Raw genomic sequence first — 14,155 nt, 5'->3', positions numbered from 1 at the left:
GAGCGTATTTTATGTTAAAACAACAAGAAATGATATCAAAAATCAAGGACTCTATCTCTTCTGTTCTTGTGGGAAAAGAGGCTGTTTCTGAGCTTGTAATGATTGCACTATTAAGTAAAGGACATATTTTATTAGAAGATGTACCGGGAACTGGGAAGACTATGTTAGCAAAAACGTTGGCAAGATCTATTGATGCAAAATTTCGCCGTATTCAATTTACTCCCGATGTTTTACCGAGTGATGTAACAGGTATTCAGTTTTTCAATCCAAAAGAAAAAGAATTTGTTATGCGGCCAGGTCCTGTTATGACAAATATATTATTAGCAGATGAAATTAACCGTGCTACTCCACGAACTCAATCAAGTTTGTTAGAAGTTATGGAAGAAGGTCAAGTTACGATCGACGGTGAAACAATCTCTACACCTAAACCATTTATCGTAATTGCTACACAAAATCCTGTGGAATCCCAACAAGGAACCTTCTCTTTACCAGAAGCACAAATGGACCGTTTTTTAATGCAAATTAAAGTGGGTTATCCTACGCTCGATGAAGAACAGCTTATGTTAAAAATGTATAAGAATCAGCACCCTTTTGAAAATGTATCTACTGTCATTTCATTAGAAGAAATTGAGAACATGCAAAAGGAACTACGGGATGTTCAAATAACTGAACCAGTCGAGACTTACTTCTTATCTGTCATACGTGCAACACGAGAATCAAAGGACATAGAAGTAGGGGTTAGCCCAAGGGGTACAATTGCATTCATGCACAGTCTTCAAGCAAGAGCTTACTTGTATGGAAGAAATTATGTGACACCAGAAGATGTAAAGACATTGGCACCTTATATCCTATCTCATCGCTTAGTACTTACTATCGACAGCTCTATGAGGAGTACAAAGGAGGAAGTACTAGAGAATATACTAAAAGGTATTGAAGTTCCCGTTGAAGCAGGAGCTGTGAAGGAATGAAACACTGGAAAAAACAAACGAATTTTTCTAAAACCTATTATTCTTTAGGTTATTTCCTTCCTTTCCTTGCTCTTTTTGCCTTTATTTTAAATGAATATATGTTATTTAGTTTAGCTGTTTTCATTCTTTTTGTATTGGTGCTCAATAATTATTATTTAAAATATGCCATCAATCATATTGCAATATCAGAAGAAAAAATAGTGAAACGGATTTTTCCTGAAGACAAAATTAGGTTTACAATACCATTTGAAAATAGGGGGTCCATTCCTATTTTTCAAGTAAAAGCAAAGTTTTTTTTATATTTTACAGATGAATCTGTGAGAGTCATTGAATCCGAAGACTCGACTAATTATTACTCAAATTTTGAGCATCCATTTACGTTACCTAAGCTCACAAAAAGAAATATTGGTATGAATTTAGAAGCTGTGAAACGTGGTACAGCAGAATTAAGGACTATTGAAGTAGATGTATATGATCTCTTTAAATTTATTCATATTCGACTTCGCTATGAAGGACCATTCCAAGGTGAAGTGATCGTTTATCCCACACCAGTCCGAGTGAAAGGGTTAGAAAAAATCATACAACTTGAAAAAGGGGATCACCCTCAACCATTTTCTATGTACGAGGATGTCATGATGATTATGGGAAATAGAGACTATACATCAAGTGACCCTTTTAATCGTATCAATTGGAAAGCATCCGCTCGAACAGATACATTGCAGACAAAATTATTTGAGAAAGTTACTGTTTCTCATTGGACACTTGTACTCAATATTCGTAGTGATCATAATTTTGCACCTACGATTCCAAACTTAGAGAAAGTATTAAGTCAGGTAACCTATGCATGTCAATTAGCCACAAAATATCAAGTCTCATTCGAAATGTATATTAATCTAAGGGTTCCTGGCTCCAGTGTAGGTTTTCATTTACCAATGAATACTACAAATAATCATCTTATAAAAGCACTTGAAATACTAGCTCGAATACGTAAGTCAAACATTACTATTCCAGCAGAACATATGTTGAATGTTGTGGTAAAAAATTTAGCTCATCAAAATCATCCATTCATCTTACACTTTGGACCTATTGATGAAGAACAATCTCGCCTATACGAAAGAGTAAAGCGTGTTGGAGGAAGCGTAGGAATCATAAATACAGAAGAGGAAGATGAATCCTCTCTTCATCAAGTAGGAGGGGATAGATAATGACACGAATTCAAATGGAACTGATCCGTTGGGGGCATTTTGGTCAAGAGATGTTTCTGTTATATATCTTCTTGCTCGCCTTTTACGCAACCGATAATGTATTCCTTCCAGTAATGCCGTTTATCCTTTTTGTAGTAATAGGAACGGCCCTTTATAGCTTTATGGTATTCTTAACGAAATCTGCTAAGCTATCAGCTTTAACTATTCCACTTGTTCTCATTGTGGGGCTTGGTTTTGATTTTCACTTTCTACTAGCTGCATTTATAGCTATTGTTTTATTTTGGCGTGTTTTGTCTCATATTCAGGAATATGATAAAACGAGCGAGTTGACGGTATTCTTTTTAACGGTAACCTTTGGTATCCTGTATTATTTTTGGTTTATTCATTTTGAAGGAAGACAAGTACTGTTATTCTTTATATTTGTACAGCTCAGCATTTCATTATTATTAAAAACATTATCAACCATCTTTCAGTCAACTGTGAATAAGGACGAAAAGAAAAACCATTTGAAGTGGGTTCTGACAGGGATTCCAGCTATTACTGGAGTTTCCTTCCTCATTGGATTCTTATATCCTTATCTAAGACAGCTACTTTATTTGCTAATTCAGTTCTTTTTTATTGTTCTTGGTCTTATAGCAGCACCGTTTCTATATCTAATACAGTATTTAATGAGTTTTTTTCCGGAAAATGTTACGGAGGAAGAAGAAGGAATGATGATTGAAGATAATGGCATTTTTCAACAAAATGTATCAAGAGATACATCGATCGTGGATGCTATTACCGATGAAGTTATTTGGGGTATTATGATCATTGTACTTCTCTTTGGACTCATTATTATCCTAAAAAAATACGGAAAGCTACTCATTAGTAAGGGAGAAAAGGTGAAAACTGGAGACGAAGCAATCAAAGTTTCAAATAGGAAATCTTCCTTTTCGATAAGAAACATACTTACACCAAATCATGAGGTTCGTCGGTTGTTTTATGATCTAGAAACAAAGCTCGGGAAATGGGGATATGGTAGAAAAGAAGATCAAACAGTGGAGGCCTGGTTAGCAACTTTGCCTATTGATTCTTCAGTCAAACAGGATATTACTTCTACCTATCACAAGGTTCGATATGGGGAGTATGAGATTGATCGCGAAGAACGCAATAAATACAAAAGGGCTGTAAGAACTGTAAAAAAACTATTAAAAGATGAGGCTGGAACATAACGAAAGTGTAACATTGAAAAGGCTAACGATAAGTAGCCTTAGCGGAGGAAATATACGAAGACTCCGGCGGGATCAAAAGGCAAGGGTGAGACCCCAAGAGTGCTTAAGCACTCGGCGGCTCACCAGCCGCCCGCGGAAAGCCAAGTATATTTCTGCAGCGAATTGTATACCAAGAATCATTTCGTTCGGAGTTCTCTTTGCTGAAAACACTTTAGTCCCAACCTCTTTTTTTAGGAATGTCTCCCAGTTCTTGATAGTTTTCACCGATCTCCTTCTGAAGAGAGAGCATCGTCCGGAGATTGGTACAATGAATGTACTTTTCTTCCTATAAGCAAAAGGATTATGTGCATTGGTAAAAATAAGGCTGTCCAATTTGATTTCATTATTCGAGATCTTTGTAAGAGAAAGTCCGTTATTATAATTACAGAACTACATGTAAGATGTCTCTTTAATGAACTCTTCTTTGAATTTAATGTATATATAACACCCATAATTAAACTGTAAAAAGGGGCAATAATGAAGTGATCCCTCCAGTTATTTTTCCCAAAACATAGGACACCAAAAACGGCATATATATATAAGACATTTACTTGAATTACTATAAAAGTAAGATATATATTTATGTTTTTAATTATCCTGTTCTTTGAATATAGGTGCCAGTAATCACTTATATAAAAATAAGTTGGAATAAGTAAAGCTGTAAACAATGTTTTCCACCAACGATTATTATAAATATTAAGAAATAAAAATAATCGTTCAATAATTACTAAAAAAGCAGAAAAAAACAGCTTCCACTTCCAGTTGAGTTTGAATAGCGTAATAAATGTTGCTGATATAGGAACATAGATAGCTTGTGAAAGAATTGCACCAAATATATTATCAAAATAGCTGTTTTTCAAGATATTGGGAGAGTACTTATATGCCTCAAATAGGTTCAGAACGAAATATTCAAATACATAGGCCATCCCAATATTCGATGTAAAGAGCCGTATTGTATTCTTTGGTCCTTTACGATATATGGTATAAGCTAAAATACCAACATGAATAACAAAAAGGATGATAAAAGGTAAAGATCTTTTGTTTAATCGGGTAAGCATGAGTACATCACCTCGGTAAAATGCCTTCCCCTTATTTTGGTTTTATTAAAAACCTTTATACATAAGAAAAGGATGTATCATTTTCTTACATATTTGATACACCCCTTACTTCTCTTATTGAGTTAACAATTGTTCGTTACTTACGTAAGTGACCCTTTATATAGATTTGTTTCGTTAAGTGTAATTCCTAGCTTTTTCCCTAATTTGGATAGCTTATTTTCCTCTAGACCTGAAACGATCGAAATAACAATCCCCTCATTTCCTGCTCTCCCTGTCCTTCCAGCACGATGAATATATTGCTCCTCATCCTTTGGCACATCCAACTGAATCACATATGTTAACCCTTTAATATCTAATCCCCGAGATGCTACATCTGTCGCAAGGATTAAAGGATATTTCCCTTCTCTTAATCGTTTCAGTGCCGTTTCTCTTTCCTGCTTTGTTGTATCACTATGGAGAGCTCCAATAGCAACTCCGTTATAGTCTAATTTTGCAGCAATTGTTTCAATTTGATTTTTATTATTAGAAAAAGCTAACCCTTTAAAGTTTTCTAGGTTCATCAACTTTCTTAACGTAGTAATTTTTTCTCTCTCTTCACATGCAATATAAAGATGCTCTAGGTTCTCCGAACGTAACACATCTTGTTTTACCCTTATAGTAATAGGGCTTTGCATTCTTTCCATGGCTTTTTCTACAACTTCTTCAGATAATGTAGCTGAAAAAACGAGCACCTGCTTGCTCTTTAAAGTAGATTTAATTATTTGGTCTACCTCTTTTTGATGTTCCCTTGAAAAAAGTTGGTCACCCTCATCAAAAACGACCGTGTTCACTTCATGTACTTTCAGTTTTTTTGATTGGATTAGTTCAACAATCCTTCCAGGAGTACCGACAATAATTTGTGGTTTTTTCTTTAGTTTGTCTAACTGTCTTTTTACATTGGCCCCACCAATTAATGCGGCACGTTCTATTCCACTTCCTTCTGACCAGATGCGAATCTCCTCTAAAATTTGCATTACAAGTTCTCGAGAAGATGCTAAAATAAGGACTTGAACATCTTTTTTAGTTAGATCAATTTTATGTAACGCGGGAAGTAGGTATGCTAGAGTTTTACCTGTACCAGTTGGTGATTCTGCGATAACATCCTTCCCTTCTAATATGTCACGAACAGTTTTTTCTTGAACGGGAGTAGGACTGGTAAAATTCGATTTTTCCCAAGCCACTTGTAAAAATGGTTGTAAACTCTGTATGATAGACCATGTATTGCTCATTTGAATTATTACTCCTTTACATGCACGTTTTCAGAGGACGATACTTTTTTGTGTGCAAATATATTGTTCTTTTATTTTAGCCTACTTTAGGCGATATTTGCAAAGCACCATAAAAATTGTTGCTAAGCGTTACTTTCTATTACTATTGACGATCTCAAATGAAAATAAATGATTAGATCAATTACAAATCTACTATATAGAATGAGCGTAAGTCCACGAGCTCCAGGGAAATAGAGTAAAGACGAGACACCCCAGCAGACAAAGTCTTGAAGGCGGCTCGGCACTCCACAGGAATGGAGTGGACTGAAGCGAGTGGAATACAAACCAACAAAGTGAGTATTACTATCTGATACACGTATTTTCATGGTAGACCATAAGAATAGCGCAAGGTGCCCGCTATGCGAAAAGCAAATGTTCTGACCGATAGAAAGTGCTTTTACTTTTAATCGGTCAGGTTATTTGCACGAGCCGATGGCGCCTTGCACTAGACAACTTTCAAAGTCAAAAAAAGATATACTTTCTTTGAACAAAATTAATCAATATATAACTTATTATATAAATTAAACTAATTTTTTCATAAAGGATGCGGATTAGATGAGTATTTTAACTGTTAAAAATTTAAGTCACGGCTTTGGAGATAGAGCTATCTTTAATGATGTATCGTTTCGTCTATTAAAAGGAGAGCATATCGGTTTAATCGGTGCAAACGGAGAAGGAAAATCTACCTTTATGAACATTGTGACACGCCAGCTTGAACCAGATGCTGGAAAAATTGAATGGGCAAAAAATGTCCGAATAGGTTTTCTCGATCAACATACCGTTCTGGAAAAAGGGTTAACGATACGCGATGTGTTAAAAGGTGCATTTAAGTATCTTTATGATTTAGAAGCAGATATGAATGGCATGTATGAAAAAATGGGAGATGTAACCCCTGACGAGATGGACAAGCTTCTTCAAGAAGTTGGTACTATTCAAGATATGTTAACAAATAACGACTTTTACACGATTGACGCAAAAGTGGAAGAAGTCGCTCGTGGGTTAGGGTTAGATGAAATTGGCTTGGACCGAGACGTAAACGACCTTAGTGGTGGCCAACGTACAAAGATTTTATTAGCTAAATTACTTTTAGAAAAGCCCGATATTTTATTATTAGACGAGCCTACCAACTACCTTGATGAGCAGCATATTGAATGGCTAAAGCGTTATTTACAAGAATATGAGAATGCATTTATTTTGATTTCTCATGACATTCCATTTTTAAATAGTGTGATTAACTTGATATATCATATGGAAAATCAAGAGTTACATCGTTATGTAGGTGACTACCACCATTTTAAACACGTACATGAAGTTAAAAAACAACAGCTTGAGTCTGCTTACAAAAAACAACAGCAAGAAATTTCTGAGTTAAAGGATTTCGTCGCTCGTAATAAAGCACGTGTAGCAACAAGAAACATGGCTATGTCTCGCCAAAAGAAGCTAGATAAAATGGACGTTATTGAGTTGGCAAAAGAAAAGCCAAAACCAGAGTTTCATTTTAAAATGGCTCGGACACCGAGTAAAACCATCTTCGAAGCTCGTGAATTAGTAATTGGATATGACGAACCATTATCACGTCCTTTGAATTTACGTATGGAACGAGGACAAAAAATTGCTTTAGTTGGGGCAAACGGGATCGGGAAAACAACATTACTTCGCAGCTTACTAGGAGAGATCTCCCCTATTAGCGGACAAGTCGAACGGGGAGAATTCCTAGAAATAGGATATTTTGAGCAAGAAATTAAATCGGAAAATCAAAACACGTGTATTGAAGAAGTGTGGAGTGAGTTCCCTTCTTTAAACCAAGCAGAAGTACGAGCTGCCCTTGCAAAATGCGGATTAACAACCAAACATATTGAAAGTAAGGTTGCGGTCCTTAGCGGGGGAGAAAAGGCGAAGGTACGTCTATGTAAATTGATTAATAATGAGTCAAACGTGCTCGTATTAGACGAGCCAACGAACCATCTAGACGTAGATGCAAAAGAAGAGTTAAAACGCGCATTGAAAGAATACAAAGGAAGCATTTTACTAATCAGCCACGAACCAGAATTCTATAAAGAAGTAGTAACGGACATCTGGAATGGGGAAAGCTGGACAACAAAAGTATTCTAAAAAGACACAAAAAATCCACGGACCTGGGACTCGACAATTTTGTGAACTGTCACAAAATTGTCGAGTCCCAGGTCCGTGAACGTTGTGTGAACAACTTAAGCTGCTTTTAATCAGGTCGTTCTAAAGAAAAAATCTCTCCCAGTTTCGTATAATCTTTCCCTGCTAGTCTTCCAATTGGATTTAGTGCTGTAACATCGATCTCTCCGTCTTGATGCACACCTTCGGAAATATGATAGTTCACAACTCGACCGATAATGAAGTCTGTACTCGTCTCCCCTTCTTGAAAGGTTAAGTGTTTTTCTAACTTGCACTCAAACCGGATAGGAGCTTCCTTCAAGCCTGGTACCTTCACCACATCGCTTTCTACCGTGGTAAGCTCTACCGCCTCAACTTCACTTTCATCCGGTGGAAGATTCGCAGCAGTAGCGTTCATTGCTTCCACATTATTTTCATCGACTATATGAACAACAAACTCCTCTTGATCAACAATATTTCTTGCAGTATCTTTTTGAACCGATCCCTTTCTCCCTATGGAAATAGACACTAATGGCGGCTCAGCCGATACTACATTAAAAAAGCTAAATGGCGCTGCATTAATCACTCCTTCACTAGACATAGATGTCACAAAGGCGATGGGTCTTGGTAAAATAAAGCCCGATAACAGTTTGTAATTCTCCCGTTTTGTTAATGCTTTCGGATCAATAGAATTCATTCGATTCTCATACTCCTTTCACATTCTTTTTGTACCAAGCTTCCGCATGATCAATTTCCTCTCTTGTCAATTGGTGCCCCATATTTGACCAGAATACATCAACCAATGCTCCCGCTCCAGTCAAATCCTTTTCCAAGTCAATTGTTTCTTGCGCTGGACAAATCGGATCGTTTTTCCCTGCGCCAATAAAAACAGGGGTACCATGTAAATTAGGGAGTTCAACGCCTCTCCGTGGCACCATTGGATGTAATAACACAGCAGCTGCTAATGAATTTTCATAATGATACAGTAAGCTACCGGCAATATTAGCACCGTTCGAATATCCCACAGCAATGACTAGATTTTGATCAAACCCATATTCCTCTGCAGCGTGATTTAAGAAATCAAATAATTCTTTCGTTCGGAAGATTAAGTCTTCCTCATCAAATACACCTTCCGCTAATCTTCGGAAAAATCGATTCATTCCATTTTCATCAACATTTCCTCTTACACTTAGAATAGAAGCTCCTGGATCAATCATATCTCCTATTGGAAGCAAATCCTTTTCGTCTCCACCTGTTCCATGCAGAAGTAATAATGTTTTGTTATTTCCTTCTTCACCTTTTTGAAATATATGTTTCATTGTCATGTTTATTTCCTCCTTTATCCGATACAGTTCCATACCCTTCTTCATCATTTTGGAAGCAATAACACCAAATATTTTCATAATATCTGAGTTAACCAACTTTCAAAAAGTAAGTATCTATTATTTTATACGCTCTTAATCATAATTTCAAACGATACGTTCTCCTTTATATCCACTATCGTGGTTATTATTTCCACATGGCTCATATATTTATGTAAGAGAGTATACGCTTTGCTGCATTGGAACAATTTCGTTCGTTACAGTGAAGATGAAAGTCACAAAAAATTCAGGGACCAGACCGCTGAATTTTTTGTGAACTTTCCTATCAGAAAGGGGTCGATCCACGTTGTCCATGTTTATAAGAGAGGGAAAGCTGACAGACTTTGTTGCACTGAATTACTTATATAAACTATTGGATGATGTACATCACCAACATCATCCTGACATTTTTCAAGAGATACATGAAGAATTCGCTAGACCTAAAGAGTATATAAAGGAGTTGATTACAAATCCTAACAAACTTTTATTAGTGTGTGAGTACCAAGATAATGTCATTGGATTTGCGGAGGCTTATAAAATGCGGGTTCCATCTTATCATGTTTTTCAGGAAAGGGAATGGGTGCACATAGATAGTATTGCAGTGAAAAAAGAGCATCGGCACAAGCAAGTTGGCACAATGCTATTGCAAGAAGTTATTAACTGGGGGAAAACGATGGGTATGAACAGATTGGAGTTAACTGTATACAACTTTAATACACAAGCGGAACATTTTTATAGAACATTTGGTTTTTCTGTTTTACACCAGGTTATGTATTTCGATGGGGAAAGCTCATAGAAAGATTCGTTCAATAGAATTTCGTATTAAGTTCACATAGGAATTGTATACCCCTACGTTATACAGAAAGAAAATAAATAGAATGCAAATATTTACAGCGTGCATTACATCCAATTTGTTCTCGAAGTTGAAACGGACGTGTCTTCTCGTTATCGCAAAGATATAAAAGAGTAAAAGGAATAGGATAACGGTCGACATAAGAACCACCTGATTTAGAGAATTTATCCCATGTATCGCTAGAACCTTAGACAATTCATCTACTTCACTTTGTTCGACAGTATAGATTGTGGGAACTACTCCTTCATATACAATAAACTGTTCCTTCGTTTCTTCGTAACTATAGTTATTAGGATATAGACCGAATAAATTTATCGCACTAAATACAACTAATAATAGAATTCCCATTCCTAGTAGTGTAAACGATTGAAATTTACTCTTATTTCTACTCTTTTCTTCCATAACAGATCTTCACCTCACTCCCCCTATTTAAACAAGGATTGGACAAAATTTCAATGCACCATTCCACACTAACTTTTTTCCACATAGCAAAACACTGTAGAATGGTACCATTCTCAAATACTCTCATGTGAGATATACTAACAATACTATCTATCATGGCATTGCCTCAGGAGGTCCACATGGAGCAAAGAAAAAATCTACTTATGCTGTGTTTCACTGGTTTCGTTGCACTTTTATCTATTATCATTTATTTTCTACACCATCAATTTCACTTCCTAGATGAAGTAATCCAAACTTCTCATCACGCTCATTTCACAGAAAGCTCCATAACGCCAATTTTATTTTACATTTTCTTTAGTATTCCTATCCTACTTTTATTATTAGCTTTACTCATATATACGAAAAACAAAGAGCATCCTTATTTACCACCGGTGTTAATGCTAGGACTAACATTCGGAAGTATATCCATTATTGCTGTAGGTGACGGCTTAGTAGAATATCATTTTTCTATTTTTATGGTACTAGCTGCATTAGCCTTTTTTCAGAGTATACGTTTAATCGTAGCGAGCACGATTATTTTTGCCGTTCAACATGTGGGGGGATATTTTTTAGCACCAGAATTAATCGCTGGAACGAGTGAGTATTCATTTGTACTCCTAATGATTCATGCTGTATTCTTGCTTATTACGAGCGCTGTGATCATCGTTCAAATAGCAGCACAAACAAGCTATAGATCTGAAGTAGAAATACGAGAAACAAGCCAACGAAGTGTATTAAAAGATATTATTGATCACTTATCCACTACTTCCAAAGAAGTTCTCATTAGTGCAAATCATTTAGAACAAGGTTCAAAGGAATCAGCGGCAGCAACTGGAGAAATTTCTGAGGCTATTCAAACCATTGCACAAGGAGCATACGATCAATTACATCATGCAAAGTCAAGTCATCAAGCAATGGAAGAAGTATCGCAGGATATGATTAGTATATCTAAACAATCAAACGAAACAAAAGAGTCGTCGATGCATACCCTTGCCGTTGCTCAGACAGGACAAACCAGTATGAATAATACAGAAGATCAAATGGTAAGTATTTCAAAAGCCGTAGAACAAATGAATGATGTAATCAAACACCTTCAAGAACGATCTTCTGAAATTGAGCAAACTTTAGTGTATATGTCTGATATTGCAGAGCAGACAAATTTGCTAGCATTAAATGCAGCAATTGAAGCAGCACGTGCAGGAGAATCTGGAAGAGGATTCGCAATTGTTGCAGATGAAGTAAGGAAACTTGCCGATCAATCAAGTAAATACGCAAACCAAGTATCTCATATAATCAAGGATTTATTAGTGGATACGAAAGAAGCAGATGGAGTTATGCAAGAGACAAATAAACAAGTAGAATTAGGATTGGATCAAGTTTCAATGACAAGACAATTATTTGAAAAGATTGTACAAGATTCAAAAAAAGTGTATGAAGACGTAAACAACACCTATGAAAAATCACAATCAATTGTTGGTAAAGTAGATGCAGTAAAGCATTCTATCAATTCAATGACTACTGTATCTCAAGACTATCAAAAAAGTACCGAGAATATATCTGCTTCTTCAGAACAACAATTGGCTATGTTAGAAAACTTCAATGAAACTACTACCTCCCTTAAAAATATGATGGAAAGATTAGATCAGCTAGTTCAGGATATATCCAAAAAGGATTGAACCACAAAACTGTCATGTAAGGCCCCTTACATGACAGCTTATATTGTAATTTTATGTAGATGTATTATTGCCCATTTTTCGATCTCAATAAAAACATCCGAACGTCTCTAGGAGTAACCCCAAGTTTCCTAGCTTCTTCTAATAGCAAAACCCATTCCTTGTCTAGAACTAATGGCTTTTCTTTTACTTTTTCCATTCCCCATAGTCTCCCTTCAGCATTGTACCTTGCTAGGTAACTCGGCTATCATAGGCAATGCATTAGCCCTTAGACCCTAAGCTTTGCGCCTCTACTTTTCAATAGATTTGCCCTTATCTAGAAGGAGCCCTTCATGTACTCAAGATAAACACCAACGTCGAAACAACAAACCAAACCACAAAAAATTACGTAACTCTCTCCACCACCCTTCAATAAGCGTCCAACAAGTACCGACATTATACAAGACACATCTACATATACTATACGCACCAAAGGTTAAAACTGGGTAAAAAATTTAGAATTTACTAACAATTCATTGCACTTGTCGACATTAATATATATATTATCATTTTTTTATCGGTGTAGTAAACTTATACCCAAACCCTCTAACAGTGCGAATAAACTTTGGCTTGGTAGGATCTTTCTCTATTTTTCGGCGCAAATTACTTATATGTACCATCACAGTTTTTAAATCTCCTAAGCTATCTATTCCCCAGATTTGATTGTACAACTGCTCGGCACTAAAAACTTGATTGGGATTTTCCACTAGAAGTATCAGTAGCTGTAATTCCTTTTTATACAATGAAATTACTTTACCATCAACAATAACATCACAGCTGTCCAAGTTTATTTCTAAATGTTCGCATGTAAATATCTTTCCTTTTGGATTTGAAACATTTGGTGACCTTCGTAAATGAACCTTTATTCTCGCTTCTAACTCCGCAAGATCAAAAGGCTTTGTGATATAATCATCCGCACCAACTTCAAAACCTTTTATTTTATCACAAGCTTCTCTTTTGCAACTTAAGAAAAGGATTGGAACATTTGTAATATTTCTTATTTTCTTGCATAATTCATACCCTTCCATTCCGGGCAACAAAATATCTAATAAAATTATTTCGGGTAAGTTATCATTTACAATTGTCAAAGCTGAGTACCCATTCGCGGCAGTAAACACATCAAAGCCTTTTTTACGTAAGTAAAGGGATGTTAGTTCACGAATATCTGGGTCATCCTCCACAATTAATACTTTGACCACAACTTTTCCTCCTTACTTACAATCTAATTGTCTATAGAAAAAACGCTACTCCAAACATCTATTGTCCTAACCAAACCCCTAGTGGGAATTGTATTAATTACCATTTTAATATCTCTATTATGGGCTCATTTTGTGAATTATTCAAATTGTTTTTTCCATTTTTACAAAAAATTTATACTTTCGGATAATATGCTTCGGTCTTCCTGTTTGCTACGATGACAATATAAAAAATACTTCAGGAGGTTTTTCATGGATACAGAAACGAATAAAACCACTTCAACGGAAAAAGTATCAACTAATGAAAAAAAGAAATCATCTACTGGCTTAGATGAGAATATTGGGGGTCTTGTTGCATATGTATTAACGTTTCTTTCGGGATTAATCTTAGTTTTTATAGAGAAAGAGAACAAGTTTATAAGATTTCATGCACTTCAATCTACTATTACTTTCGGAGGACTTTTCATCATAAGTATGGTTTTAGGAATTATTCCAATTATAGGGATACTTACAACACTACTAATTATGCCACTTTGGCTCGTATTATGGGTTTTTCTCATGTATAAAGCATATAACGGTGTACTGTATAAACTACCAATAGTAGGAGAATTTGCAGAAGAACAAGTTAGTAAATTATTTGAAAATGAGAAAATGGAATAAAGATACATTCGTGAGCA

The 14,155-nt window shown here is 35.8% G+C and carries 14 protein-coding genes and 1 riboswitch; of the genes, 7 read left to right on the top strand and 7 right to left on the bottom strand.

Annotated elements, in window-relative coordinates; genetic code table 11:
* Positions 1 to 29: 29 nt before the first annotated feature.
* Genes ACERII_RS14725 through ACERII_RS14715 form a run of 3 tightly spaced genes read left to right on the top strand, consistent with a single transcriptional unit; the run spans position 30 to position 3,384 of the window.
* Complete coding sequence (locus ACERII_RS14725; protein WP_373643396.1) at positions 30 to 968, top strand: AAA family ATPase; 939 nt, start codon at positions 30 to 32, stop codon at positions 966 to 968.
* Entirely contained in the window at positions 965 to 2,173 is a 1,209-nt protein-coding gene (locus tag ACERII_RS14720; protein WP_373643298.1) for a DUF58 domain-containing protein, read from the top strand. The genes ACERII_RS14725 and ACERII_RS14720 overlap by 4 nt, the downstream gene beginning before the upstream one ends.
* A complete protein-coding gene (locus ACERII_RS14715) occupies positions 2,173 to 3,384 on the top strand; it encodes a DUF4129 domain-containing protein (RefSeq protein WP_373643297.1) in 1,212 nt (403 codons plus the stop codon). Before ACERII_RS14720 ends, ACERII_RS14715 begins: the two co-directional genes overlap by 1 nt.
* Positions 3,385 to 3,644: 260 nt before the next feature.
* On the opposite strand, the gene ACERII_RS14710 is transcribed toward ACERII_RS14715, so the two are convergent.
* Both ACERII_RS14710 and ACERII_RS14705 read right to left on the bottom strand, forming a co-directional pair.
* Positions 3,645 to 4,481, bottom strand: coding sequence for a hypothetical protein (locus tag ACERII_RS14710; RefSeq protein ID WP_373643295.1), 837 nt, complete (start codon positions 4,479 to 4,481; stop codon positions 3,645 to 3,647).
* Between the two features lie 140 nt (positions 4,482 to 4,621).
* Complete coding sequence (locus ACERII_RS14705) at positions 4,622 to 5,749, bottom strand: DEAD/DEAH box helicase (RefSeq protein WP_373643294.1); 1,128 nt, start codon at positions 5,747 to 5,749, stop codon at positions 4,622 to 4,624.
* Positions 5,750 to 6,343: 594 nt separating this feature from the next.
* Between ACERII_RS14705 and ACERII_RS14700 the strand changes: the two genes are divergently transcribed.
* Positions 6,344 to 7,900 (top strand): ABC-F family ATP-binding cassette domain-containing protein, encoded by a 1,557-nt coding sequence (locus tag ACERII_RS14700; protein WP_373643293.1) that lies wholly within the window; start codon positions 6,344 to 6,346, stop codon positions 7,898 to 7,900.
* Positions 7,901 to 8,006: 106 nt separating this feature from the next.
* Here the strand turns inward: ACERII_RS14700 and ACERII_RS14695 are convergent, their stop codons facing one another.
* Both ACERII_RS14695 and ACERII_RS14690 read right to left on the bottom strand, forming a co-directional pair.
* Positions 8,007 to 8,612: a flavin reductase family protein gene (locus ACERII_RS14695; protein WP_373643292.1), complete on the bottom strand. Its 606-nt coding sequence runs from the start codon at positions 8,610 to 8,612 to the stop codon at positions 8,007 to 8,009.
* A 7-nt stretch (positions 8,613 to 8,619) separates the two neighbouring features.
* On the bottom strand, positions 8,620 to 9,234 hold the full coding sequence (locus ACERII_RS14690) for an alpha/beta hydrolase (RefSeq protein WP_373643394.1): 615 nt from the start codon (positions 9,232 to 9,234) through the stop codon (positions 8,620 to 8,622).
* Positions 9,235 to 9,589: 355 nt separating this feature from the next.
* On the opposite strand from ACERII_RS14690, the gene ACERII_RS14685 reads away from it, so the two are divergent.
* The gene (locus tag ACERII_RS14685; RefSeq protein ID WP_373643393.1) at positions 9,590 to 10,072 is read left to right on the top strand and encodes a GNAT family N-acetyltransferase; all 483 of its coding nucleotides are present in this window, start codon (positions 9,590 to 9,592) and stop codon (positions 10,070 to 10,072) included.
* Here the strand turns inward: ACERII_RS14685 and ACERII_RS14680 are convergent.
* Positions 10,067 to 10,531 (bottom strand): hypothetical protein, encoded by a 465-nt coding sequence (locus ACERII_RS14680; protein WP_373643290.1) that lies wholly within the window; start codon positions 10,529 to 10,531, stop codon positions 10,067 to 10,069. The two genes, ACERII_RS14685 and ACERII_RS14680, sit on opposite strands and share 6 nt — an antisense overlap.
* A 179-nt stretch (positions 10,532 to 10,710) precedes the next feature.
* Here ACERII_RS14680 and ACERII_RS14675 point away from each other — a divergent pair, with 179 nt between their 5' ends.
* Complete coding sequence (locus ACERII_RS14675; protein ID WP_373643289.1) at positions 10,711 to 12,246, top strand: methyl-accepting chemotaxis protein; 1,536 nt, start codon at positions 10,711 to 10,713, stop codon at positions 12,244 to 12,246.
* A 64-nt stretch (positions 12,247 to 12,310) separates the two neighbouring features.
* On the opposite strand, the gene ACERII_RS14670 is transcribed toward ACERII_RS14675, so the two are convergent.
* Positions 12,311 to 12,442, bottom strand: a complete 132-nt coding sequence (locus ACERII_RS14670; RefSeq protein ID WP_373643288.1) for an anti-repressor SinI family protein — start codon at positions 12,440 to 12,442, stop codon at positions 12,311 to 12,313.
* Positions 12,443 to 12,474: 32 nt separating this feature from the next.
* Positions 12,475 to 12,564: riboswitch (cyclic di-GMP riboswitch) on the bottom strand.
* Between the two features lie 224 nt (positions 12,565 to 12,788).
* The gene (locus ACERII_RS14665; protein ID WP_373643286.1) at positions 12,789 to 13,481 is read right to left on the bottom strand and encodes a response regulator transcription factor; all 693 of its coding nucleotides are present in this window, start codon (positions 13,479 to 13,481) and stop codon (positions 12,789 to 12,791) included.
* Between the two features lie 249 nt (positions 13,482 to 13,730).
* Here ACERII_RS14665 and ACERII_RS14660 point away from each other — a divergent pair, with 249 nt between their 5' ends.
* Positions 13,731 to 14,138, top strand: coding sequence for a DUF4870 domain-containing protein (locus ACERII_RS14660; protein WP_373643285.1), 408 nt, complete (start codon positions 13,731 to 13,733; stop codon positions 14,136 to 14,138).
* Positions 14,139 to 14,155 lie beyond the last annotated feature (17 nt).

It is taken from the genome of Evansella sp. AB-rgal1 (assembly GCF_041820985.1).
Taxonomy (GTDB): domain Bacteria; phylum Bacillota; class Bacilli; order Bacillales; family Salisediminibacteriaceae; genus Evansella.
This window is presented reverse-complemented; position numbering and strand designations above follow the sequence as displayed.